The following is a 21,854-nucleotide window of genomic DNA, read 5'->3' on the forward strand; positions in this document are numbered from 1 at the left end:
TGCTTCGGTCGCCTCAAGCATTTCCGCCGCTTCGCCACGCGCTACGATCGGCGCACTATCCATTTCGCCGGCTTCATCCACCTCGCTGCCGCCATGATCTGGCTTCGCTGAATGTCGATCCGGCCTAATTGGCGAAGTTCGAAGCATCCTGGTCCGGCATCGCTTTCGAATGCACGAAAACAAGATCTCGATCGTTCCGCCCGGTGGGCGGAAAGTGGTTCTTGGGCTGCTTGTCGATCGCGATCGCCCGCGCCTTTCGCGAGAGCTTCGCAGCAGGCTCGAGGATCACGTCAGAGGCATCGAGCTGTTCGGGATTGCCACGCACGCCGACAATCGCGGATTTGCGTCAAAAAGCGGCATGATCAATCATATTGCGGGTCTCATCAGGTTCGCCCGCGATGTTGAATGCGGCTTCTCTGACACGCTCCGCTCCCGCTTCGAGGCCGCATTGGCGAAGTGGAACTGGACTCCGCTCGACTAATGGATCGTATGTGGCGAACGATCGACCCGACGCTGACTGCTGTCACCCGCAAGCGGCTTGTCGGTGAACTGATGGCAGCGCCGCAAGCCGTCGCTACTGCCAACCGGAAACATGACCATACAACAGAGGCGACCGCCTCTGAGGCGGTTGCGCGCGCAAAGACTGCGCTCGGAGAGCGTGGTCCGGTCTGGTGGAGCGACAGTGCTCCTAAACTCAACCGCCATCTCGCCCGAACGGGGCCTCATGCAGACTGGGACGCGAAACTGCCGGGAAAAAAAGGCCGGCCCCGAGAGCCGGCTCCAAATTGATGCATGGGTGGATTATGGGACGTTACAGGGACAGTGCGTCAATGCCGACCGTGTGAAAAAGCACCGTGATTGGTGCAGCCTTCGCGAGTTCGCGGATCATTGATTTGCCCATATCTACCAACCTCGTCTTGTGTTTCCTTTTCGTCTTCTTCGTCTTACACTTGTTACACATCGGTCTGGCCTTGTCGTCCGGCGCCAAGAACCGGCATGCTACGATTGCGGCAAGAGCGGCCCAAGTGAGGACGGGACAAATCCCGCCCAATGTCGTCACGGCGGCGAGGACGAATCCACCCACGGTCTCTGTAACGTCCCACCACTGGCGTCGCCGAAGCGTGTCCCGTGGGGGCAGCTGCTATATAGGCGTCCGATCGACGAAACCCAAGGCCATCGAGCCTGCGCAAGATCCCTTCGTGCTGAACAGGCGCGCGCCTTTCGATCTAGGATATCTGCGGTCCTGATCGCCCTCGCGCGAACTGCCAGCTGATGCCGTCCGCGCGCAAAATCCCGGACGCCGCCTTGCCGATGTTGCGGTCAAGCACGTCACGCCATGGCACCAGCGTAAAATCCCGCGACCGCTCGACCACCGCAAAACTCCCGCTTTCGAGGTCGACCTTGCGCGCGATGACACCCTCGATCCGCTCTCCCGTGCGGGCAGGCTCGAAGCGCTTGCCGAGATCGCTGCCGAGCCGCTGGCCGGCCTCCCGCAATTCGCGCTGGCGAAGGCTGTTGATCGCGCCGTCGCGATACCTGAATGCTGACCGCTCGCCATCGGCCAGTTGCTGCTCGATCAGCCACTGCCGCCGCGCCGCCAGAGCCGTCCGGACCTCGCGCCCGAAACCGGCATCGCGAATGGCGCCATGCCCACCTTCGGCGAGCTCTCGGTCGAGCCATGTCGATGCCTGCCTGACAGCAAGTTCGGCGACCGGAGAACGCGATACGATCGACAGCGTCACCGGACGATCACGCTGCTGGCGCGCGGCATAGGCTTCCGCCCGGGCAAGATGGTCGTCGGGGATCGTCCAGTTCCCGTCCGCCAGGCGATCGGGCCCGGCGCCTGCGCGCCGCATCGCTTCCAAGCGGCGCACATGCCTTGTCGCGAATGCCTCGCTTGCGCTCGGATCATGGCGCAGATGGAGGTCGACCGAATAGCGTCCGTCATTCGCCCGCGCGACCGCATCGATGGTGCGGTCCGCCCGATTCGTCTCAGCCTTTGAAGGGTCGATCCGGATCATCGCGCCCTCGGGCACGGTCGGTGTCGCGTCGCCGCGGCCGATATCGACATAGTGGACCCGCCCGTCGACGCCATCCACCAGCACATAATGCCGATCGCCATGCTCGTCGGAAAAGCCGCGCTGGATCAGCCGTCCGACGATCGGCGCGCGCTCGCCGCTCGAGATCACCTGCTCGACACCGGCGCGGTCGAGTCGGCGTGCGGTCAGCTCGCGCTGCATAAGCCGTATGATGTCGCCGCGCTCGCCCATGCGACGCAGCGTGTCCTCAAGGCCGCTCGCAAGCCGATAGCGCCCACTGCCGATGTCTTCGGCGAGATCCATCGCTTTCAGCTTGCGCAGCCGCCCTGCCGCGACTGACTGCTGGAAGGGATCATTGTCGGCGGGAGACACCACGCGATCGGCATCCATGCGTCGCAACAATCGCCGGTCGATCGCCGTCAATCGCTCCTGGTCGACATCGTGGCGCAGCCGGGCCTCGATCTCCTGGTCGGTGCGTGGGCCAAGGTCGAGCGTCACCAGTTCGGAGGCGCGCTCGCGCAGCCCGTGTGAAATATACTCGCGCGCGATGATGAGATTGTCGCCACGATCGTCGACACCGCGCAGCACGATATGGGTGTGCGGGCGCTCGGTGTTGAAGTGGTCGACCGCAACCCAGTCTAGCTTAGTCCCAAGGTCCTGCTCGACCTGCGTCATAAGCCGCCGGACATAGGGCTTGAGGTCAGGATATTCGGCGCCGTCCTCGGCGGAGACGATGAAGCGGAACTGGTGGCGGTCGCCATCGGTGCGCTTTAGGAAATCATCACCGTCGGCGCGGTCGGTCCGCGGACCATAAAGTTCGCCCGGCAAGCCTTCGCGAGTAACTCCGTCGCGCTGGATATAGCGCATGTGGGCACGGGCGACCTGGCCGGCCTTGCCCTGCAGCCGGATGAGGCTCGCCTTCACCACTGCCCGGCGACTGCGGAACCCGGCCAGCCGCTCGCGGCTCGACAGCAGCCGGCCCATGCTCGCGCCGCGCCCAATGCGACTGCCATCAAAGCGCCGTGCGCGGACCCCTGTCTTGGTGCCAGCAAGCCGGGCGGCGGCAAGGATGCGCCCGCCATATTTGACGACCTTCTTTCCGTCCTTGGGACGCTTGCGACCGAGCTTCGGGGTGAAGTCGTCGTCAGGCATCGCAGCGTACCCGAGTCTCGCGATTTCGGGGCGTAAATGGCGGATTTTCGCCATTTCTTGCGCGACAGTCTCGCAGCCGCAGGCTGCTGTCTCCCAAAAAAAGGATGTGCAGACAATCACTTAAGTAGGGTCGCGAGACACTGCCTTTATCTTGTTTTCCCTTCTCCCCATCCTCCTCACCCTTCCGGCTCAAAAAAGGGGGAGAAGCAGCGCCGGTCCGACGCTGCCTCTCCCCGCCGATCCACGCGCGATCAGTGCGCATCGACCATCGCTTCGTGGGCCAATTTCCGCGACCGGCAGAACCGCTTTCCCATCGTCCCGTGCGCCATTCCCTCGCCATCCACGAGCATCACGCTCGCGAACCAGCGACCGCCCAGCCGCCCGCAGATCGCTATCCGATCCAGCTCCAGGTCATCGTCGTCGACGCTCTCGTAGGACCCGAGCCAGCGCTCCTCGATCCGCGCATCCCAGAGGAAATCGGTCTCTTCGGCTTCGAGAAACCGATGTGCCAGGGCCTCCCCGGCACCGCGTCCAAACTCCAATTCCAGACCCACCATCAACGTCGCCATCACGCGATCCGACGCCGTTCCGATGCTCTGATACATGCCCATGATGACCTCCAACGCTTGCGTCCTCACCATCGAGAACGGCGTCCGAGGGACGGGTGGCGGAGCGGCTGTCAGGGCCGCGAAGCGTAGCGTAGCGCCGCGAAGCGGACGCGGGGGGAACCGATTTGCGCAGCAAATTGGGGGGCACCCGCGGGCCTTGATAGGCGGTCCGCCAGCCGTCATGCTGGGCCTGTCGAGACGAGCCTCCCACCTCTCCGGCGACCGCAACCTCGCCTCACCGACTGTCATGGCGCACCACGAACAGAAACGCTGGAGAAGGTGCGAGAACCGGCGAATCAGGCTCGTTCGGCGTCCGATATTGAACGGCGAACAACGTCTCGCGCGGCGTTGCGGCAACCGTTCCGGTGGCAACTGAGGGCACACCGCCGACGGTCTGGAGGTAGGCGATCGTTTCGCCCGGAAGCGCGCTGCCGGTCGCAAGATGCGCGGCGTAGCGCCCGGGACCGGCATTGTAGGCGGCGAACAGGCCGGGATAGCCGAACCGATCGTACATCATGCGCAGGTAGAAAGTGCCGGCGAGGATATTGTCGCGCGGATCGTCGGGATTCGCGCCCAGGCCGAGCGTGCGGCGCATCGCTTCCCAAGTGTCGGGCATCAGCTGCATCAGCCCCATCGCGCCGGCACGACTTCGGGCCGGGCGACCATCGAGCCGGGTCTTCCCCCGGCTTTCCGCCTGCATGACCCGCTCGATCCAGGCGCTCGGCACGCCGAAGCGTAGCGACGCCTCGGTAACGTAGGGACGCCAGTCGGCGACGCTTTCCCCCTGCACTGGCGAAGCCACGACGAGCGCCGCCGCACATGCGATCATCCTCAGCGGCGCCACAGCAGACGCGCCTTTCCGATGATGTCCCGCCCCTCGGTGGCACCAAAATAGCGGCCATCGAAGGAGGCCGGATTGTCCATTAGCAGGAAGAGCTGGCTGCCATGGAGCCGGACGCAGCCCGACCACATCGGCATCGGCCGTCCCTGTCCATCCACTAGCCGGCGCTCGGCGGCCCAGCGGCCGTTGACGAATATCTCCTGCCCGAGGGCGCAGACCTCGTCGCCGGCATAACCCGCGACGCGCTTCACCAGCGGCACGTTTATCGGCACGTAGTGGCGCTCGGCCGCGAGGCGTCGGAAGGGATCAGGAACCTGCCCTATCACCATGTCGCCGGGCTCGGCCGAAGCGCCGGGCTTGACCGCATAGAGGCCGATCGCCGCGCTGGCGCTCGCGTTCCAGACCAGCCGCGGCGCGGGCGGAATGGCCGCGCTGGCGAGCAGGACGGCGATGCCGGTGCCGGTGATAGCAATGCGCCGGCGCAGCCGTGCGCGGCGGGTCTTGGCGGTGCGGAGCGCATCGCCCCAGGCGAGAAGCGGAGCGTCGCCGGCGCGGTCGCGGCGGCCGTTCATCGCCCGATCTCCCGCGCGGCCTGTTCGCCGGACCAGGCATCGAGGTCGTCGATATGGTACTGGACGAAACGGCTGTGGCGACGGAACACCGGTCCCTTGCCGGCCCGGCGCAGGCGCTTCAGCAGCCGGCTCGACAGCTTGAGATAGGCTGCGGCCTGGTCAGTATTGAGGAAGGGCGAGCCACGCTTGGCACGGCTGGCCCGGGAAATGTCATCGTCGGTGTCCATCGGGATCGGCATCCTTCGCGGGATCGCGACCGTGCGGTCGCGGCACCGGGGATGCCGCCGGGAGCACCTGTCGGGCAGTGTCGAAAGCCGATGATCGATTTTCGACACACCCGGGAGGCGAGCGGTGCGGGTTACACCGGGAGGCACGGGTCCGAGGTCCCGTGCGACGGAAAGCGGACCAGGCAGACGCCCTCGCCTGCAAGGTCCCTCGTGAGCTATGGCAAATCCGGCTCACCGCTCGAGTCCCGCGCGCCGGAGCGCGCGGGGCGTCGGGTTCAGCGCGACCAGATGAGCTTGTGCTCGCCGTTGTCGCCCTGCGTCAGGGTGGCGTAGATGGGCGCCGGGAAGGACGGATCGTCGAGCTTGAGGCTCAGATATTCGGCGCCGGTGTCACGCGCCGCCTTGGTCCAGCCCGCGCCGAACTCGACGCCGCCGGCGATCACGCGGTGATCCGGTGCCTTGTCATGCTCGCGCTCGACGGGCCGGATGCTGGCCTTGACGCGAAGGGTGAGGGTCCGGATTTCGCCATTGTAGACGCCGCCGTCGCCGCGAGTGAAGCTGCCGATCTGTGCCATGATAACCTCCGTTCGATGGATCGATGCCGCCCCATGCGGCCTCGATGCGGTTGTCAGGCCGCGGGCCTGACGGCGCGCACCGCCAGGCCGAAGCGGAGCGGAGGACGGCCCGAGCCGGCCTTCTTGTCTCGCGAGGAAGGCGCGGACACCGCGCCGGGGAAGAAGGTCGGCGAAGCCGTTGCGCGCCAGAGGAAGGCTTGCGGCAAACCGCGATCGATCAGGGCCGCCGGGGTTGCAGAGACCCAGAACGAAGCTGATCGCACACATGAATTGGCTCAGTCACCACCGCGATGACTGCACATCTACGGACGATAACCGTCGTCGCCGTGATGCTGGTTGGCCTTCCGTCCATCGGAAGCTAGACCGTAGGGGCAAGGGGGCGTGATGACGGTATTGGACCAGGTTCGCGGCTTGATCGAGCGGCTGTCGCCGGAGCCGATCTGCGATGACTGCATAAGCGAGCGGCTCGGCCTGTCAGTTCGCCAGCATGCCAATCACAAGACGCGGGAGCTTGCCGGCACACGAGGATTCGAACGCCGAAAGGACGCCTGCTCCATCTGCGGGGGCGACAAGAAGGTGATCCGTTTTCGCGCCAAATAAGGCGTGGCCAAGCGGTCAGGCGGCCAATGGCTGCGCATCCAACAACAGCTCGAACCGTCCCTCGAACGATGCCACCGCCTGCGCCGCGACCTCGTCGAACGGGCTACCATTGCCCGCGTATATGGCATCGCGCTTGAGCAGGTAGCGCCGGACCGCACAGGCGGCCATATCGGCTATCTGGAGCCCGATGACCTTGTGGGACTCGACCGAAATAGCGCCACCGCCGAGCAGGTTGCCAGCGTTTTCGATCGGATGGAGAACCGGACCGGGAGTGTTCTTGTCCCGATCGATGACGAGGACCGGGGTCGGCGCCGCCAGATATTCGGCCATGCTGGACAGGAAGACGGTCTTGAGGCTGCGCTTGTAGTCAGCAGTGATCAGGCCACCGCATTGCGCGACGAAGCCGTCGTGATCCTGCTTCGACAGATAAAGGTACGGGACGCGGGATCCGGCCATGCCCAAGGCTTGGGTCAGCCGCTCGAAAGCGTCGAGCCGGAGCGCGAAGGGCACGTCGCGCCACGGAGTACCGGCCTTCGGATTGACGACCTCGGTCGCGTGGAATTCCGGGAGCCCGTGCGCCGTCAGGAACGTGCCGAGCGCTTCCGCGACCGGGCCGTAGACCTCGGAAGATACGACGATGCCGACTTGGAGCCGCAGGTTCGCAACGAGCGTCGCCGTCGGCTTCTCGGTCAGGTTGGTCTCGTCGCAGAAGGCGAGCACTCGCGCGGGCGCGGCCAGGTCCTGGAGGATAGCGTCGAGATTCGCGTTCATCACGCGGTCGTATACCGCAACTCGTTGGCCCGCTGCCGCCCGAAAGCCGAATGCGTAAAAAGACCGCGCGCCGACGCCGGAACGGCGGAGGCGCGCGGCCGAATTTGAGGCCCCAATGGCGGGCGGGGTTGCCCCCGCCCGCTCGTGATCACGCCGCTTCGGCGAACGGCTCGGCCTGCTCGTCGGGGTCCGGTGCGGCCCGCAAATCGCGTGCGACAATGACCTTGGCGTGGGCCGCGACGGTGCCGACGCTGCCCCGCGCAGTATAAGCGCTCGGTGGGAACTGCATCCAGCGCGGCACCCAGCGCTCCACCTTGGCGCGGCCATCGGCACCGGCAAGATGGTCGCCGATGATCCGCTTCAACGTCTTGGACTTCTCGCCTGCATTGGCGGTGGAAACCATCTGGCCAGCCACGTCGGCGACGATCCGGCCCAGTACCTCGCGGTCACGGATCAGCCCGAACAGCGCGTCGTCGGCCTGCCACCAATCGGCCATGTCGATGCCGATCTCGGAGCCGACCGGCTCGACGGCGGCACTCCCCGCCGCCATCGTCTCGCCGATCACGACCGCGATCACTTCCATGACAGCGGGGTCCGGCAGCTCGATCAGGCGCAGGAATACGCCCGCCAGGCCATAGTCGTCGCCGTTGCCGCCGGTGACGGTCGGTTCTTCCGCCGAGAAGCCGAGCAGGTCGAGCACGGCACGGCGGCGCTCGTCGAACACCGTTTCCGCGCGGGACGTCTCGACGCTTTCACGCACCTCGTCGTTGCGGGTCGTCTGCGGCACGGGCCGCACGCTCCAAAGGTGCGAGCCGACGATTGCATGGGCGGCCATGAGGCGAAGCGCCACTTCTGGCCGGGTCAGCAGCGCGGCGCGGACGGCGGCATGACGGTGCAGATCGACATAGGTCTGCAAGGTCGAGGTCAGCTCGGGGCGCTGCGGCTTCGGCCCTTCCGGGGCATCGCCGCTCGCCACACGCCGCGCTTCCTTGCGGGTCAGATAGCCCTCCTGGAAGGTCACTTCGCCGGTCGAGCGGACATCGACATAGACCCGCCCGCCCTTGCGCTTCGCGGCCTTCTCATATTCCCAAGAATGGAAATGCTCGGAGGGTGGGACGATCACGACATCGCTCCAGCCATCCTCGATATAGGCCGCGCGGCGCGCGTCGATGGCCGCGCTCTGCGCCGTCCAGAAGGCATCGGGGTCCGCGAAATAGCGGTCGTCGCCGAACAGGTCGGCGACGGTCGCGCCCGCATAGCTGTCGAGGTCGAACAGCGCGACGTTCGCCGCGATCGACTGCCCCCCGAACAGCCATGCCTTCAACTGGTGGCCGGTCGGCGTGTAATTGTCGGGATCGTCGTAAAGCGCCAGCCACGCGCGCTGCTGACTCTTGCTGGCAAGGGTCAGGTGGCGGACGGTGGTGCGGTCGATCTTCTCGTCGCGGTAGAGATTGCGGATGCGCGGCAGCAGATTGCCGAGCGCCAGCACGCGGCGGATCGTGAGGTCTGGCAGGCCGAAGGTCACGGCGATGTCATCCACCTCGCGGGCTTCCTTCACCAGCCGGGTGAAGGTTTCCCATTGGGTCACCTCGTCGGGGTCGAGCCGGGCGATGTTCTCGATCAGCGAGGCTTCAAGTGCGGCGGCATCGTCGCCCGCCTCCATGATCGCGGACGGCACCCGGCCAAGCTCGGGGTCCGCGCCTTCCTCGGCGTGCGCCAGCCGCGCGGCGTGGACGCGCCTGCGTCCTGCAACCAGCTCGAAGCGGCCTTCGGCAGCGCCGGGGCGCAGGATGACAGGCACGATGATGCCGCGCCTGCGCACGGTCGGCAGGATGTCGGACACATCGGGAGGCTTCTTGCCGTGGCGCATGTTCACGGCGCTGTCGTCGATGTTGCCAATGTCGATGAATTCGAGTTTCATGACGTCACTCCTTGTGAGTGCCGGTCCGTCGCTCTTTCCGGGGTTGGCGGATCGGCTTACGAATGGCGGCGAACGGCCGCCCGCGTCATCCGCCTCGGGGCGGAAGCTGGTTGACTCCGGCGCTGCGGAGTTCCTGTTGGGCTGATAGGATCGATCCGGTTCGGCGGGCGGCATCGGCCCAAACCGACAAGCTGTGCGGCGTCGCGAAGGCGATGTCCTGCTCGATGCAGAGACCGAACGGCAGGCGAACCGAGGCGATCTCGGACAGGCTGAAATAGCCGAGTTCGGGGCAGCCGAAGCCAAGGTCGGCAAGGCCGAACAGGGTGTCGCCGTCCTCGTCGAGTTCGGTCGCGAGCCATGTCGCCGCGCCCACCGGATTGAACAGTTTCAGTACCGGCACCGGATCGGGTTCGGGCTTCTCGTCGCGCTGGGCGGCGCGGTGGTTGATCGCGTTGGCGCGCAGCGCGAAGCGAAGATCGGGGGTCAGGAGGATCATGCCGCGATCCTCCCTTGCGCGCGCGCCTCTTGGGCCTCGCGGTGCCGCGCAAGCAGCCAGTCGGCGGCTTTGGTGGCGGCGCTGGCGGCGCGGAAGATCGCGCGATTGTCCTCGCGCAGCACCTCGAGCCACGATCCGATATAGTCGGCGTGCCGCACGGTGGGGACGATGCCGAGCGCGGCGCAGAGGAAGGCCGAACCCATCTCGGCGACCAGTTCTTCCCGCGCATAATCCTTGCTGCCGAAGGCATTCTTCAAGTCGCGCCCGAGCCGCTTGGGGTGGCCGGTCGCGTGGGTCAGCTCGTGCAGGCAGGTCCGATAATAGTTGATCTGATCGAAGAAGGCGGGCTGCGGCGGCACCTGCACGAAATCGGGGTCCGGCGCGTAGAACGCCTTGGACCCGCCAATGCGAAAATCGACACCCGAAGCTGCGATGACTTCCTCGGCAACGGGCACGATCTCACGTTCGGGCAGCGGCGCAGGATCGGACGCCAGCCCGGCGCGCAGCCCTTCGCACTGCGCGACATTGAAGACGGTGAAGCGCTTCAAGAACGGCACGGCGCGGGCTTCGTCGCCGTCGCGCTGGGCGCGTTCCCTCTCGGCCTCGGGAGTGAAGCGGTCGGCATAGACCACGGTCACGCCATGCTCACCCTTGCGGACGCAGCCGCCTGCCTCCTGCGCCTGACGGAAGGTGAGCCACGATTGCGAAGGCCAGTCATGCTCGATGACCGCACCCCACAGGATCAGGATGTTGACGCCGGAGTAGGTCCGGGCGGTGAGCGCGTTGCGCGGCAAGCCGGGACCGGTGCCGCCGGTCCTCCCCCACGGCTGGACCCACGGGAAGCGCCCCGCCTCAAGCTCACTGATGATGCGCGCGGTCACCTCGTCATAGAGGTTCGCGCGGGGTTCCTGTTGCTGCTCCTGCGACGCCGGGCGGCGGGCACTGCGGCTCGATGATCTGGGCACGGCCTGTCCTCCACGCCACCCGAAAAGGCACAAAGCCTCCCCGCGAAGGCGGGGGTGGGCGGCGAGACGCGACCAAGAGGCCCGGCTTCGAGCGGGCGAAGACACCGCAGGGAGGAACGGACGTGGAGCACCCCGAAGGGGTTGGCTTCGCCCGCGTCGGGCCTAGCCGGGAGCGCCGCCCGCACCCGCCGTAACGGGAGAGGCACAAGCAGCGCCGCCGCGCGGGAGCGCGGCGTCCGCAGCCACGCCAGCGATCGTCACCGGATGGCCGAGACCCGGCACGGGGCTCGGCGGAGACCGCGTCCAAGCGGTCGAAGTAGAGCGCGGTCGCACTGCGGTGCGAGGCGCAGACATCAGCCTGTTCGTACTACTGCGTCACCTGCCGGTTCAACGCGACCAGCGCGGTGCCGAGGCCTTCGCCAACGATCCAGCGGGCGCGTTCGAGATGCGAGCGCCAGCAGGCTTCGGTATTCTCGTCGGCCAAGTCGAGGCGCATGAGAGAGGACGCGGCTTCACGCCAGTCGCGACCGGCATCGTCTGCCTCGAGCAGCGCCGCGTAGAGCGCGAGGTTCTTTCGGTCATATTCGACCACCTCTTTTCCCGAAGGAGCCAATGCCTCGCTCATGCCCAATTGAACAACTCTCCCGATCACCTTGACGAGTATACTCCGTGGATTGTCACTCGACTATGGCGTCCTTTTCGGCTGGTGGCCAGTCGAGAACATCTTGCCAGGAATCTGAAGCGCTTGCGGACAGCCAAGGGGCTCTCTCAGGAAGCGTTGGCTGATGCGGCGGGAATCGACAGGACGTATGTGAGCGCGCTGGAACGGCGGAAATATAGCTTGAGCATCGACCGGCTCGACCAAATCGCTCTGTCCCTAGGTGTTGAGCCGCACGTCCTCCTGATGCCGGTGCCGCCCGCGTCTGAGGATTGATCCATTTTGGTGTATAACGAAGCGGACCGCCAGCACTTACGTTAGCGGACGGGTCGGCATGCCCTCAGGTGTCGAGGACGGCGCGCGGACCGGCGCGGATCATTCGGTCGCCAGTGGCGATCATGCGTCGGACGAGGGATTTCCGGTGTTCGCCGTCACCGGGCCAATCACCATGGCCGAACAGGCCGTCGGCGATCTCCCTGAGGCTTGCCCCCGCCGCGCGGGCCTCCGCGGCATGTAACGCCTGGAGCCTGCCGGCGAGTTGAAGATGGTGGCGGGTGATGGCCGGCTTCGCGACGAAGGCGCGAACGACGGCGAGCCTGTCCTCGAGCCGGCGATCGTCTGGCAGCTCGAAACGCAGAAAAACCGGTCCCGCCAGCACAGTGCCGTCGATGACGTCCAGCCGGAACAGCGCGCCTCCGCGGTCGACCAGCACGTGCTCGCCGGCCGAGCCGCGGACGACGCGCCCGGCTTCCCGGATCATCTCGAAGTTGCGCTGGTCCCGCCCTCCGGAAGGCGAGGCGCGCACTGCAAGCACGCGCGGATCGGCGGCCGCCGACCAGATCGGCAGCACGAGAGCGCAGCTGTGCGCCGGGTCTTCAGGGAAAGTGCAGCCCCCAGTCGGCGGCGAATGCCGGTTCCGGCTGCGTCGGATCAAGACCGGCGAATGCCGCCTGGTAGGCCGGGTCCCGCCGCAACACCTCCCACGCAAGCGCCGGACGACCCCGCCGGATGACCGCCGCAACTGCGTCGGGATGGGGCGCGATCACTGAGCCGGACCTCAGCCGAGCTCGCCCATCTGGGATCGGACAAACAATGCGGCGGCCTCCGCCTGGTCAGGTCGAAGCGCGTCGATTGCGGGCAGATGCTCGGGAACATGATCGCCGAGCAGCACCGACGGGCACTGACCCTCGACATTGCCGAGGTTCGGCCGATGCTGCGCGTAGCCGACCAGCGCTGCCAATTCGGGCGAGAAGCGCCGTGCGACCTGGGGCGGGTAGACCAGCCACTGGAGCTCGAATGGTTTCAACCAGCCAAGGCAGTAGCTGATGATGATCCCCCGGCGCGGTGCCGGACTTCCGTTGCCGCCTCCGCCATGCAGGGTGGAGCCGAGAAACAGCAGGGCATCACCGGGCGCTACCGTCGGCACGAGGCTGTCGTTTTCGGGGAGCACGGCCACGTCCTGATCGAAGTGACTTCCCGACCATAGCCGGGTGCCGCCATTCGCGCGCGTGAACGGTGTCAGCGGCCACATGACGTTGACGAGATATTCGATGCTGCCCTTGGGGCCTTGCCACATGTCCTGGTCGCGATGCGGCAGCCGCGGGAGAGCGCCGGGATGGATCTCGATCGCCTGGGTCAGGTTGAGCGCGATCCGCTCGCACCAGGGCAGCAGCATCTGCTCGACGAGGCCGAGGATCAGCGGGTGCATGACCAGCTTCTCGATGCCTGCCGATCGGGTCAGCAGCGAGCCGAAGCGCTTGGTCCGCGCGCCGTAAAAAACGCCTTCGCACAGCGGCGTCGCCTGGAAGCGGGCGTCCAGGTCGGACTCGACCCCGGCAACGAGCTCCGGAGTCACGGCCTGGCTGAAGACGCACCAGCCGTCGCGCGCCAGCATGGCGGCGTGGCGATCGACCACCGCGCTCACGCCGCCACCCGATCGGTCGCGTCCGGATAGACGCCGGTCCAGCGCAGGCGCTCGCGCGTGTCAGGCCGGATGTGGATCAGGAAGGCGCCGATCGGCCCGCCGGGGATGCGCACGGCCGGGCCGAGCGGTTCGGCCTGCCAGCCCATCGAGAGCACCTCCTTGCGGAAGGCATCGGGGATGACGCCGGTGTAGCGCTCGATCCCGCGTTCGAGCGCGACGTCCACCATCGCGGCGAACAGCAGGTTGCGCAGCTTCCGGCGACGCTCGGCACCATGCCGCTGCGGCAGGCAAAGCCGGGTGCTTTCCCACGTGGCCTCGTCGGCTGGGACACCGAACGGGCAGAGATGCGGGAAGAGCGTTCCGAGCATGTGCGGCTGGGCACTGGGGAAGAGTCGGATCGACGCGGCGTGGCTGCCGTCGCTCTCCGCCGCAATGAGGTAGACCGTGTGCGAATTGTCGAACTGGTCGATCTCGTATTGGCCGTCCACCACCGGCAAATCCCAACCGAACAGGTCGACGAAGAGGCGCTTGCGATCGGCGAACATGGACTGGAGCAGCGGACGGTTCTCCAGCGCCAGATGGTTGTCGATGATGTGGATCAAGGGATGCTCCCGCTCGTGGTTTCGCCTGCGAGAAGAGCAGCGGCGGATCAGCCGAAATAGACCGAGTGATTACTCGGGTTGACGAGGCCGGAGTTCGTCCAGGCCGATCTCCCCGGCGAGAACGGCGCTCACCACCAGCTCCGTCCGGTCATGGGCATCGAATATACGACGGGCTTCCGTAAGGTATCCGTCGACAGTCCGCGGCGTCAGTGCGAGCGCGCGCGCGATCTCCTTGTTGGAATAGCCGCGCCCGGCGAGGATCACGCAATCACGCGGTCGCGGATGCAGTCCTGGCAGGGCCGGGACAATCGGCGCCTGGCCCAGCACCAGCCTCCTGGCTGCCTGAAAGGCGAAGATGCCGATCATCTGCGAGGCACCCAGATAGCGATGCGCCCGTTCGGGTTGGTGCGTGCCCGCGAAGGTGCAGGATCCCATGCGATCACCAAGCCGGACATATGGCACGGTGATACCTTCGTTCAGGCCTTCCCTGGCGCCCAATTCAAAGCTGGCGAGATCCTGTCGATCGAGCTCGATGAGGCGCGGCAGATCGGACCAGAGAAAGGCGCTATCGGCGAAGATGCATCCCCGGATGACTGGATCGCGACGATAGCGATGCTGTCCGATCAGACGCTCGGTGATCGCTGCAGGATAGTCCTTTAAATCAACGCGATCCGTGCGAGCTTCCCGGAGATCGTCGTGATGGATCAGCGCGTAGTGACGAAAATCCATTGCTCGTGTGACCGACTCCATCACGCTGGCCAGCTCCAGGCGCGAGCCGACCGCACGCAACGCGTCGACAACGGCGCTCGTCAACGCAAGGCAGGATAGGCTACGCAACTTGGCGGGGGCACGCGACACTCAGTAACCCCAGTCTCTCCCCATCGAGATTTCACAGGTCGGAGCATGCGAGCTCCTCATGACAAGTCAGATTGGGTGCATCATGCGACCAGCATCTCGCGGAGCGGGATTTCCGTTCTCGCAAGCATCGCTGGATCGGGGGAGACGCCCTTCGCGACCATCAACCGGCCTCCGACGTAATCCTTTGTGGCGTTGACGCAGTCCATCGCGATCGCGCGTCCATCCTTCAGATAAACCACGGTGAAACTGCGTGATGCCGGGCTGCCGCGAAGTATTGCGCGATCGTACCCCGACGATATGCCAACGGTCTGCAGGACCAGATCATACTGGTTGGACCAAAACCAGGGCAGAGCATCGTAAGCGACCTCGTGGCCCAAGATGGTCTTTGCCACCACGGTCGCCTGGTCGGTGGCATTCTGAACGGACTCGATACGAACCTGTGCGCCCGCGTAGCGGTTCTCATGCAGTGCACAGTCTCCCACCGCGAACACGTGGGTCAAGCTGGTCTGACACTGGGCATCGACCGCAACCCCGTTCCCGCCGACCGCACCTGCCTCCAGCAGCGGCGCCACCTGCGGCACGATGCCGATCCCGACAATCACCAGATCGCAGTCGATGCGCTCGCCTCCGGCCATAAGCACATGGCTGACCCGGCCATCCCGCTCCCCGATTGAGGTGACACAGGCGTCAAGGCGAACGTCGACTCCGCGGCTTTTGTGTTCGCGCTCGTAGAAGCGCGAGATTTCCGCGCCGGCTACTCGAGCAAGCAAGCGGTTCGAGGCCTCCACGAGCACGACATCCGTGCCGCATTCGCGAAGGGCTGCAGTAGCTTCAAGGCCGATATATCCTCCCCCGACGACAACGGCGCGCCGGGCATTCGGAATTTCAGCCCTCAATTTCCGAGCATCGCCGAGCGAGCGAAGCGTGTGCACGCCGGAGACCTCATCCCCGGCACAGCCGAGCCGACGGGCGCTGCCTCCCGCGGCCCATACGAGCTTGCCGTAGCCAATGTCCTGTGCACCCGGGCGCCCCACATGTCGCAGGACGGGATCTATCCAGCTCACACGTTGTCCCAGCAACATGACGATCGACTGCTCCGACCAGAACTGGGGTGGCCGGATGAGCATCTGGTCGAGCGTCCGCGTCCCGCAGAGATACTCCTTGGACAGCGGGGGGCGTTCATACGGTAGGTGCGGCTCTTCGCCGATCATGGCGATGCTGCCGTCGAACCCGCTTTGGCGAAGGGCAATGGCGGTCTGCGCGCCTGCGTGTCCGCAGCCGACGATCACGACATCGTAACGGGCGGTCACGCACACCTCCCGCTGTCGGCGTCAGACGAGGCGGCCGCCGCAACGCCATCCAACCTAGCAGGGACCATAAGGCGGCTTTCCTGCGCGACGACGATCGGTTTTATCGCCTCTATGAACTTGAGCCACGCGGCGTCGTTCCAAAGGGCAGCTCGCCGCGCCATGCGGTCCTCGAAGGAGGAATAGCTCCACAGGTGCACGACCTGATTCAGCGGGCCGACCTCGGTTGTGTAGTAACCGACCGGATTGCCGAGAATGCGCCACTGGGGAGCTTGCCCAAGCTCTCGGTAATGATCGAAGTATCGCGCCGTCGTTCCGAACGCCAAGGTATATGTGCGCAGCTCCGTGATCATCGTATCAATCTCCCCGGCCGAGCGTGGAAGCCGCTTGCGCGCGCGACTCGCGCGTTTCTTCAAGTTCGACGAGCCGGCGCGATGCGAACCAGAGCACCGCCAGAGTGAAGGGGGCGACGATATAGAGGGAGAAGATGCCGACACGCAGGCTGCCGGTCGCCATGCCGATCTTCCCGGCGACATAGGGGCCTAGCGCAAGACCGACGAGGCTCATGCCGAGGAGGAAGGTGGCACCTGCAGTTGCACGCATGCGGGGAAGGACAAGATCGTTTATGGTAGCGATTGCTGCACCCGACCAAGCCGAGCTCACGAACGTCGTGAGAGGCACCAGCGCGAAGAAGGTCAGGGGTTGCTGCGTCGCAAACATCACGGCGGTCAGAGGCGCGGAAAGGATCACGGAACCCGCAATCGTGAAGATTCGTCCCCTAGGATCCCTGCGCCGCCAGAAGTCTGCCACGAGCCCGCCAGCGATCACGCCGAACGCCGATCCGATCGCGGAACCCCATCCCACCAAGAGCGACACCTCCTGGAGCGGTGTCGTGTCCTGAAGGAAGCGCGACTGCGCGCCCGAGCCTTCGTAGAAGGTACGCAGGGCGTATGGTGACGCCCAGAAGCCGGTCGAATATGTGATGAAGGCGATGGCTCCGAACGCGATGACAAGTGCGACGACCACCGGAGTGCCCCACAACAGATCGAAGGTCGCTCTATCGCGATGTCGCAGCGCCTGCGCCCACGATGCGACGGCGTACACCCCTGTTCCATAGATCAGCCATTGGGCGACGTCGCCGCTCGCCCACGCCACCGCGGCCGAAAGGATGGCGACGACTGCCAGTATCGCGAGGTTGATGCGAAGTTCCCCTCGACGGCGGGAGGCCGCGAACAGGGTGAGCGGAGGAACGATGGTCGACAGTTCATCGCCCAGCCGGCGCCACGGCGTCGCGCCAGCAATCCTGCGCTGCTCCCACTCGGGATCACGAATGGCGAGGACGACGGCAGACATCAGCAGGCCAGGAATGCCGAGAAGGGCGAACGTGGCCTGCCAGGCCGAGAGGCCAAGCGGGGCGGCCGCCGGCGAGGGGAAGTAGGTCTTCCACAATGTCATGAGCATGCCGCCCACGGGCAGGCTGAGGCCGAGCCCGATGTAGAGCCCGCTCGTGTAGATCGAAAGCGCTGTCGCCCTGCGTCGCTGAGGAAAGAGATCGGTGATGAGCGAATAGGCGGCAGGCGAGGTACTTGCCTCGCCGATACCCACGCCGACGCGTGCGATGGCCAGGATGGCGAAGGTGCTCGCGAAGCCCGACAGGCTTGTCATGAGCGACCATCCGATCAATCCCGCGGCGACCATCCACACGCGGTTCCAGCTGTCCGCGAGGCGACCCAGCGGTATTCCGAAGAGCGCATAGAAGATGGCGAAAGCGGTGCCGTAGAGAAAACCGAGCTGGGCATCGTTCAGCCTGAGGTCGAGCTTGATGCTTTCAGCGAGGATCGAGAGGATTTGCCGATCGATGAAGCTGATGACGTAGACGAGCGTGAGTACGCCGAGGACAAACCACGCTCGCATTCCTCCCGCCGCCTGAGGGCTCGCTTGGGGTAACATTCATCTCTCCCGCTCCGCGCGACGCGCACCGCGCTTTGTCGCACATCATAGGAGTCGAGCGGATATAGTCAATACATTGACTATATCCGCTCGTGGCTGTTGTTCGGTTCGCCAGCCTCGCGGGCCTTCTTGATTGCCTCGAAACGCTCTACCTGCTCGGCGAATCCGCCTTGAAAGTCATCAATGAGGTTGGTGGTCTTTCGACTGCCGTCAGGCTGTTCGGTGATCCGCTCGTAGGCGCCCACCGCCTTGGCGAAGACCTCGACCGTAATGCAGCCATCAGGACCGGCCGTCTTGGGCCCGTAGAGCTCGTTTGCCGCGTGCATAAGCACGTCGCCGGGTCCGAGCGTCCGCCCGTCCACTTCGAGAGTGCCTCGGACGATGGTCTCGAAACGATCACAAGGGTGCGCGTGGCGCGTGATCACGAAACCTGGCTCCATCTGAAGAATGAAGGCCATTGGCGTATCGTCATCGTTTGGGTCACCGATGGCGAACAGCGACGCCCTGTTCCCGATGGTGGAAGCCTGTTCGAACATCGACTGGAAACGGTCTGGCGACTGCCAGTATTCGGCATCATGATCCAAAGAATAGGTGGGCATCGCGCACTCCTGTAGCTGTTCGCAGGTTCGCGCCGCACATGGGACAGCGGCAATCCTGCAGTCTCTTTGCAACTCCGCTGGACGGAAGATGTGTTGCGCAGGATTAGGGCGCCGTATCGGCACCTTCAAACCACTTATGAAGCCGAAGATATGACTGAAAGGACTGCCTCGCGGTTCGAAAAACGAAAGGCGTTCCGTCGTCATCGGTTCGCGAGCGGTCTGATCGTGCTACCTTCGAGCAAAAGCTGTTGAATGCCGTCCCGCAACAATTCGGCGAGCCTCCTGGCCCCTCTCGTCGGGGAGCGGTCGGCGCACCACATGAGACCGGAAGGGCGAAGGGCCTGATCGGCCGGGATCGGCATGGCCTTCAATGCTCCACGCTCGAGTTCACCCGCTACCATGAGGGCTGGCAGCACCGTGATCATGTCCGACCAGCGCAGGATTTCGCAGAGAAAGCCGACGGATCCGGCTCGAACGAGGTTGGACGGGCGAAGTCCCAGTGCCTCGGCGAAGGCCTCGATTTCCCGTCCGAACCGCTCGGAATGGGTGGGCAATACGCACTCGAAAATCGAGAGCCCCTCGGACTCGTCGATGAAGATGGGGTGATCGGCTCTAGCGATCACGGCGAGAGGCTCGTCATAAAGCCGTTCAGCAATGAAGCGCTCCTCCTCCGTCCCCCTGTAAATCCTGCCGAGGACGAGATCGATCTCCCCCGATGACAATTGCACGAGGAGGTCGCTGGTCACCCCGTCGACGACGCGGACCTGCAGGCCGGGGAGCCGGTCGACAACCGAAGCTAGAAGGCGCGGCAAGAGGCCTATTGCTGCGGATTGCAGCGCTCCGATCGTCACCGTATCGATCGATCCGCTCGCGCTGCGATCAAGCTCGTCCTCGAGACGCTTCAGGGTGGCAAGGATTGTCTTCGCGGCCCGTATGGGTCCGTCGCCTTCGGCACTGCGGGTCGCTCCGCGCGCCGAACGCTCGAAGACCCGGACCTGGAGGATGCTTTCAGCCTCGTGCAACGATTTTGACAATGCCGATTGAGTCATTCCCAGCGACACAGCGGCGCGAGACAGACTTCCGCACTGATCTATCGCTGCAATTGCTCTCAGCTGTCTTAGCGACAGCCGACTGTTCAAAAAGCGTTGCATGGATTCTCACTCCATCGATGTGGCCCTGCCGGACTCCTTCGAGGTTGCGGCCCATGCCGGAGAAGACTGGGGAGAACCGACGAACTGGCCGCGACGATCGCCAGCACCGGTGCTCGCAGCAATCACGGTATGAGCAAATGGCATGGGCAAAGCCGGATTATTCGCACCTGCGCCGCATTTAGTAAAGGTATTGATGAAATTGGCCGCCGCGGTGAGCGACGCGGTTGTGGTGACACCGGCCTGCCGTCGAACGACGGCACATTCTGACCGGCAGCAAATGGAAAGACGAAAGAGAGATGACCTACTCCACTACTGTCTCGGCGCGTGATGGCAGCGGCGAATTCGCCGTCTACGTAGCCGAACCTGCGGGCACGCCGAGGGCGGCCATCGTCGTCGTCCAGGAGATTTTCGGTGTTAATGCCGGTATTCGGCGGAAGTGCGATCTTCTGGCGCAGGAGGGCTATCTGGCTCTTGCTCCCGACCTGTTCTGGCGCCTCGAGCCCGGATTGCAGCTGGATGCGGACAATCAGGCGTCCATGGCCAAGGGCGTGGAGCTCGTGATCAGGTTCGACACGGATGTGGGCGTCACGGACATCCAGGCCACCATCGATCATGCACGCACACTCTCCGGCGGGCTCAAGGTTGGCATTGTGGGTTATTGTCTTGGCGGACGCATGGCGGCCTACGCGGCGGCACGCACGGATGCCGACGCATCGGTGGGGTACTACGGTGTGATGATTGAGCACATGCTGGGTGAACGGGACTCGATCCGCAACCCGCTGATGCTGCACATTCCCGAGCACGACGACCACGTTCCTGCGGATATTCAGGCAAGAATCCACGCTGCTCTCGACGGTCACCCGTGCGTGACGATCCATGACTATCCTGGCGAGCATCACGGCTTCGCCGACACCTTCGGAATCAGGCGATCGCCGGCGGCTGCCGATCTCGCTGACCAGCGAACCAGAGAGTTCTTCGGATCAAAGCTGGGCTAGCACGAAATACATGGTGGAAATGCTTCATGAAGATCATCGCCTTGGAAGAGCACGTCGTTCCCCGCCACATCAGTGAAGAGTGGGTGCGAACGGCCGATCGGCAGGACAGCAGCGTCGCTTACAGCCCTCAGCATCTCACGATGCGGCTTGAGGATCTCGACGCGATTCGCCTCGCCGAGATGGCGGACTGTGGCATCGACAAGCAGGTGCTGTCGTTGCCCGCGCCAGCCCTCCAGAACTTCGAGACGGGTGATGCCATCAGGCTTGCTCGCGAATTCAACGACGGGATGGCTGCGGCAGTGGCGCGAAGACCCGACAAGTTCGAAGCCTTCGCATCACTGCCAATGCCCTCTCCGGACGACGCCGCAGCCGAACTCGAACGGTGCGTGCGCGAGCTGGGCCTGCAGGGCGCGCTCCTATGTGGACGGACCGGTGAACGTCACATGGACGACCGCGCTTTCGACCCTGTCTATGGCGCAGCCGAGCGCCTCAACGCTCCATTGTACATTCATCCGCAGATGCCGCCTGCGAGCGTGATCAACGCCTACTATGACGGCTTCGAGCCAGTCGCCGGCTTCATGCTGGCTACCGCGGCGATCGGTTGGCATTACGAAGCGGGACTCGAGTTTCTCCGTATGGTCATGGGAGGTGTCTTCGATCGATTCCCGAAGCTCCAGGTGATGCTCGGGCATTGGGGAGAGGTGGTCCTTTTTTACCTCGACCGGATCGCGCTCCTGGATAAGGCGAACCTCAAGCTTGATCGCCCGATCAAAGAATATTTCCAGCAGAACGCATATTACACGCCGAGCGGGATTTTCACCCAGCAATACCTCGACTGGGCCATCACCACTGTGGGTGTCGATCGGATCATCTTCTCGCAGGATTACCCGTATCAGATGTCTGGCGGCGGGGGCGCCCGGGCCTTTCTGGAGCAAGCGGCGATCTCGCAGGAGGACAAGGAGCGGATCGCGCACCGCAACTGGGAAGATCTGACATCGCGGATCGTGCGCTCGTGAAGGCAAGTCCGATAGCGGGAGAGCGAT

General features: G+C 64.7%; 26 protein-coding genes. 4 read left to right on the forward strand and 22 right to left on the reverse strand.

Translation table 11 applies throughout. From position 1 onward, the window contains the following. Positions 1-124: 124 nt before the first annotated feature. From KK488_RS16860 to KK488_RS16890, 7 genes are all read right to left on the reverse strand, one after another. Positions 125-325, reverse strand: a complete 201-nt coding sequence (locus KK488_RS16860) for a hypothetical protein (protein WP_214624879.1) — start codon at positions 323-325, stop codon at positions 125-127. Positions 326-1,226: 901 nt separating this feature from the next. Next, entirely contained in the window at positions 1,227-3,245 is a 2,019-nt protein-coding gene (gene rlxS / locus KK488_RS16865; protein WP_214624880.1) for a relaxase/mobilization nuclease RlxS, read from the reverse strand. Between the two features lie 197 nt (positions 3,246-3,442). Further along, positions 3,443-3,802: a hypothetical protein gene (locus KK488_RS16870; protein WP_250890622.1), complete on the reverse strand. Its 360-nt coding sequence runs from the start codon at positions 3,800-3,802 to the stop codon at positions 3,443-3,445. Between the two features lie 232 nt (positions 3,803-4,034). Then, the gene (locus tag KK488_RS16875) at positions 4,035-4,643 is read right to left on the reverse strand and encodes a lytic transglycosylase domain-containing protein (protein WP_214624882.1); all 609 of its coding nucleotides are present in this window, start codon (positions 4,641-4,643) and stop codon (positions 4,035-4,037) included. Beyond that, positions 4,631-5,212, reverse strand: a complete 582-nt coding sequence (locus KK488_RS16880; protein WP_214624883.1) for a S26 family signal peptidase — start codon at positions 5,210-5,212, stop codon at positions 4,631-4,633. Before KK488_RS16880 ends, KK488_RS16875 begins: the two co-directional genes overlap by 13 nt. Then, positions 5,209-5,439 carry a helix-turn-helix domain-containing protein gene (locus KK488_RS16885; protein ID WP_214624884.1) on the reverse strand — a complete coding sequence of 77 codons (231 nt, stop codon included), beginning with the start codon at positions 5,437-5,439 and terminating at the stop codon, positions 5,209-5,211. The genes KK488_RS16880 and KK488_RS16885 overlap by 4 nt, the downstream gene beginning before the upstream one ends. Before the next feature lie 275 nt (positions 5,440-5,714). Further along, complete coding sequence (locus tag KK488_RS16890) at positions 5,715-6,014, reverse strand: DUF736 domain-containing protein (protein WP_214624885.1); 300 nt, start codon at positions 6,012-6,014, stop codon at positions 5,715-5,717. Between the two features lie 411 nt (positions 6,015-6,425). Between KK488_RS16890 and KK488_RS16895 the strand changes: the two genes are divergently transcribed. Further along, the gene (locus KK488_RS16895; protein ID WP_250890626.1) at positions 6,426-6,614 is read left to right on the forward strand and encodes a hypothetical protein; all 189 of its coding nucleotides are present in this window, start codon (positions 6,426-6,428) and stop codon (positions 6,612-6,614) included. Positions 6,615-6,629: 15 nt separating this feature from the next. Here KK488_RS16895 and KK488_RS16900 read toward each other — a convergent pair whose 3' ends face one another. From KK488_RS16900 to KK488_RS16920, 5 genes are all read right to left on the reverse strand, one after another. Next, the gene (locus KK488_RS16900) at positions 6,630-7,385 is read right to left on the reverse strand and encodes a hypothetical protein (protein WP_214624887.1); all 756 of its coding nucleotides are present in this window, start codon (positions 7,383-7,385) and stop codon (positions 6,630-6,632) included. 148 nt (positions 7,386-7,533) lie between these two features. Then, entirely contained in the window at positions 7,534-9,306 is a 1,773-nt protein-coding gene (locus KK488_RS16905; RefSeq protein WP_214624888.1) for a ParB/RepB/Spo0J family partition protein, read from the reverse strand. An 85-nt stretch (positions 9,307-9,391) separates the two neighbouring features. Further along, positions 9,392-9,802: a DUF2958 domain-containing protein gene (locus KK488_RS16910; protein WP_214624889.1), complete on the reverse strand. Its 411-nt coding sequence runs from the start codon at positions 9,800-9,802 to the stop codon at positions 9,392-9,394. Further along, positions 9,799-10,767 (reverse strand): ArdC family protein, encoded by a 969-nt coding sequence (locus KK488_RS16915; protein ID WP_214624890.1) that lies wholly within the window; start codon positions 10,765-10,767, stop codon positions 9,799-9,801. Before KK488_RS16915 ends, KK488_RS16910 begins: the two co-directional genes overlap by 4 nt. Positions 10,768-11,134: 367 nt before the next feature. Next, on the reverse strand, positions 11,135-11,392 hold the full coding sequence (locus KK488_RS16920) for a hypothetical protein (RefSeq protein ID WP_214624891.1): 258 nt from the start codon (positions 11,390-11,392) through the stop codon (positions 11,135-11,137). 6 nt (positions 11,393-11,398) lie between these two features. Here KK488_RS16920 and KK488_RS16925 point away from each other — a divergent pair, with 6 nt between their 5' ends. Then, positions 11,399-11,701, forward strand: coding sequence for a helix-turn-helix transcriptional regulator (locus tag KK488_RS16925; protein ID WP_250890629.1), 303 nt, complete (start codon positions 11,399-11,401; stop codon positions 11,699-11,701). Positions 11,702-11,765: 64 nt separating this feature from the next. Here the strand turns inward: KK488_RS16925 and KK488_RS16930 are convergent, their stop codons facing one another. The 10 genes from KK488_RS16930 to KK488_RS16970 all read right to left on the reverse strand — a co-directional run bounded on the left by KK488_RS16930 (position 11,766) and on the right by KK488_RS16970 (position 19,816). Then, positions 11,766-12,275, reverse strand: coding sequence for a DNA -binding domain-containing protein (locus KK488_RS16930; RefSeq protein ID WP_214624892.1), 510 nt, complete (start codon positions 12,273-12,275; stop codon positions 11,766-11,768). 25 nt (positions 12,276-12,300) lie between these two features. Beyond that, entirely contained in the window at positions 12,301-12,471 is a 171-nt protein-coding gene (locus KK488_RS21825; RefSeq protein WP_432653868.1) for a transcriptional regulator domain-containing protein, read from the reverse strand. 11 nt (positions 12,472-12,482) lie between these two features. Next, positions 12,483-13,319: a phytanoyl-CoA dioxygenase family protein gene (locus tag KK488_RS16935; protein WP_214625057.1), complete on the reverse strand. Its 837-nt coding sequence runs from the start codon at positions 13,317-13,319 to the stop codon at positions 12,483-12,485. Positions 13,320-13,345: 26 nt separating this feature from the next. Next, a complete protein-coding gene (locus tag KK488_RS16940) occupies positions 13,346-13,951 on the reverse strand; it encodes an acyl-homoserine-lactone synthase (RefSeq protein WP_214624893.1) in 606 nt (201 codons plus the stop codon). A gap of 69 nt (positions 13,952-14,020) precedes the next feature. Further along, a complete protein-coding gene (locus tag KK488_RS16945; RefSeq protein ID WP_250890631.1) occupies positions 14,021-14,764 on the reverse strand; it encodes a LuxR family transcriptional regulator in 744 nt (247 codons plus the stop codon). A gap of 125 nt (positions 14,765-14,889) precedes the next feature. After that, positions 14,890-16,119 (reverse strand): NAD(P)/FAD-dependent oxidoreductase, encoded by a 1,230-nt coding sequence (locus KK488_RS16950; protein WP_214624894.1) that lies wholly within the window; start codon positions 16,117-16,119, stop codon positions 14,890-14,892. Further along, positions 16,116-16,469 carry an NIPSNAP family protein gene (locus KK488_RS16955; protein ID WP_214624895.1) on the reverse strand — a complete coding sequence of 118 codons (354 nt, stop codon included), beginning with the start codon at positions 16,467-16,469 and terminating at the stop codon, positions 16,116-16,118. The genes KK488_RS16950 and KK488_RS16955 overlap by 4 nt, the downstream gene beginning before the upstream one ends. Positions 16,470-16,473: 4 nt before the next feature. Further along, positions 16,474-18,030 carry a spinster family MFS transporter gene (locus KK488_RS16960; RefSeq protein WP_250890632.1) on the reverse strand — a complete coding sequence of 519 codons (1,557 nt, stop codon included), beginning with the start codon at positions 18,028-18,030 and terminating at the stop codon, positions 16,474-16,476. 116 nt (positions 18,031-18,146) lie between these two features. Beyond that, positions 18,147-18,665, reverse strand: a complete 519-nt coding sequence (locus KK488_RS16965) for a cupin domain-containing protein (protein WP_214624897.1) — start codon at positions 18,663-18,665, stop codon at positions 18,147-18,149. Positions 18,666-18,865: 200 nt separating this feature from the next. Next, on the reverse strand, positions 18,866-19,816 hold the full coding sequence (locus KK488_RS16970) for a LysR family transcriptional regulator (RefSeq protein ID WP_214624898.1): 951 nt from the start codon (positions 19,814-19,816) through the stop codon (positions 18,866-18,868). Positions 19,817-20,112: 296 nt separating this feature from the next. Here KK488_RS16970 and KK488_RS16975 point away from each other — a divergent pair, with 296 nt between their 5' ends. Both KK488_RS16975 and KK488_RS16980 read left to right on the forward strand, forming a co-directional pair. Further along, positions 20,113-20,811 (forward strand): dienelactone hydrolase family protein, encoded by a 699-nt coding sequence (locus tag KK488_RS16975; protein ID WP_214624899.1) that lies wholly within the window; start codon positions 20,113-20,115, stop codon positions 20,809-20,811. Between the two features lie 26 nt (positions 20,812-20,837). Further along, positions 20,838-21,827, forward strand: a complete 990-nt coding sequence (locus KK488_RS16980) for an amidohydrolase family protein (protein WP_214624900.1) — start codon at positions 20,838-20,840, stop codon at positions 21,825-21,827. Positions 21,828-21,854: the final 27 nt, after the last annotated feature.

The organism is Sphingobium nicotianae (genome assembly GCF_018603885.1).
In the GTDB taxonomy this organism is placed as follows: domain Bacteria; phylum Pseudomonadota; class Alphaproteobacteria; order Sphingomonadales; family Sphingomonadaceae; genus Sphingobium; species Sphingobium nicotianae.

Coding starts and splice junctions, on each gene's coding strand:
- KK488_RS16885 (WP_214624884.1), bottom strand. CDS start 5,439: ATGGACACCGACGATGACATTTCCCGGGCCAGCCGTGCCAAGCGTGGC.
- KK488_RS16910 (WP_214624889.1), bottom strand. CDS start 9,802: ATGATCCTCCTGACCCCCGATCTTCGCTTCGCGCTGCGCGCCAACGCG.
- KK488_RS16900 (WP_214624887.1), bottom strand. CDS start 7,385: ATGAACGCGAATCTCGACGCTATCCTCCAGGACCTGGCCGCGCCCGCG.
- KK488_RS16870 (WP_250890622.1), bottom strand. CDS start 3,802: ATGGGCATGTATCAGAGCATCGGAACGGCGTCGGATCGCGTGATGGCG.
- KK488_RS16970 (WP_214624898.1), bottom strand. CDS start 19,816: ATGCAACGCTTTTTGAACAGTCGGCTGTCGCTAAGACAGCTGAGAGCA.
- KK488_RS16905 (WP_214624888.1), bottom strand. CDS start 9,306: ATGAAACTCGAATTCATCGACATTGGCAACATCGACGACAGCGCCGTG.
- KK488_RS16975 (WP_214624899.1), top strand. CDS start 20,113: ATGACCTACTCCACTACTGTCTCGGCGCGTGATGGCAGCGGCGAATTC.
- KK488_RS16920 (WP_214624891.1), bottom strand. CDS start 11,392: ATGAGCGAGGCATTGGCTCCTTCGGGAAAAGAGGTGGTCGAATATGAC.
- KK488_RS16890 (WP_214624885.1), bottom strand. CDS start 6,014: ATGGCACAGATCGGCAGCTTCACTCGCGGCGACGGCGGCGTCTACAAT.
- KK488_RS16980 (WP_214624900.1), top strand. CDS start 20,838: ATGAAGATCATCGCCTTGGAAGAGCACGTCGTTCCCCGCCACATCAGT.
- KK488_RS16965 (WP_214624897.1), bottom strand. CDS start 18,665: ATGCCCACCTATTCTTTGGATCATGATGCCGAATACTGGCAGTCGCCA.
- rlxS (WP_214624880.1), bottom strand. CDS start 3,245: ATGGCGAAAATCCGCCATTTACGCCCCGAAATCGCGAGACTCGGGTAC.
- KK488_RS16960 (WP_250890632.1), bottom strand. CDS start 18,030: ATGCGAGCGTGGTTTGTCCTCGGCGTACTCACGCTCGTCTACGTCATC.
- KK488_RS16935 (WP_214625057.1), bottom strand. CDS start 13,319: ATGCTGGCGCGCGACGGCTGGTGCGTCTTCAGCCAGGCCGTGACTCCG.
- KK488_RS16880 (WP_214624883.1), bottom strand. CDS start 5,212: ATGAACGGCCGCCGCGACCGCGCCGGCGACGCTCCGCTTCTCGCCTGG.
- KK488_RS16955 (WP_214624895.1), bottom strand. CDS start 16,469: ATGATCACGGAGCTGCGCACATATACCTTGGCGTTCGGAACGACGGCG.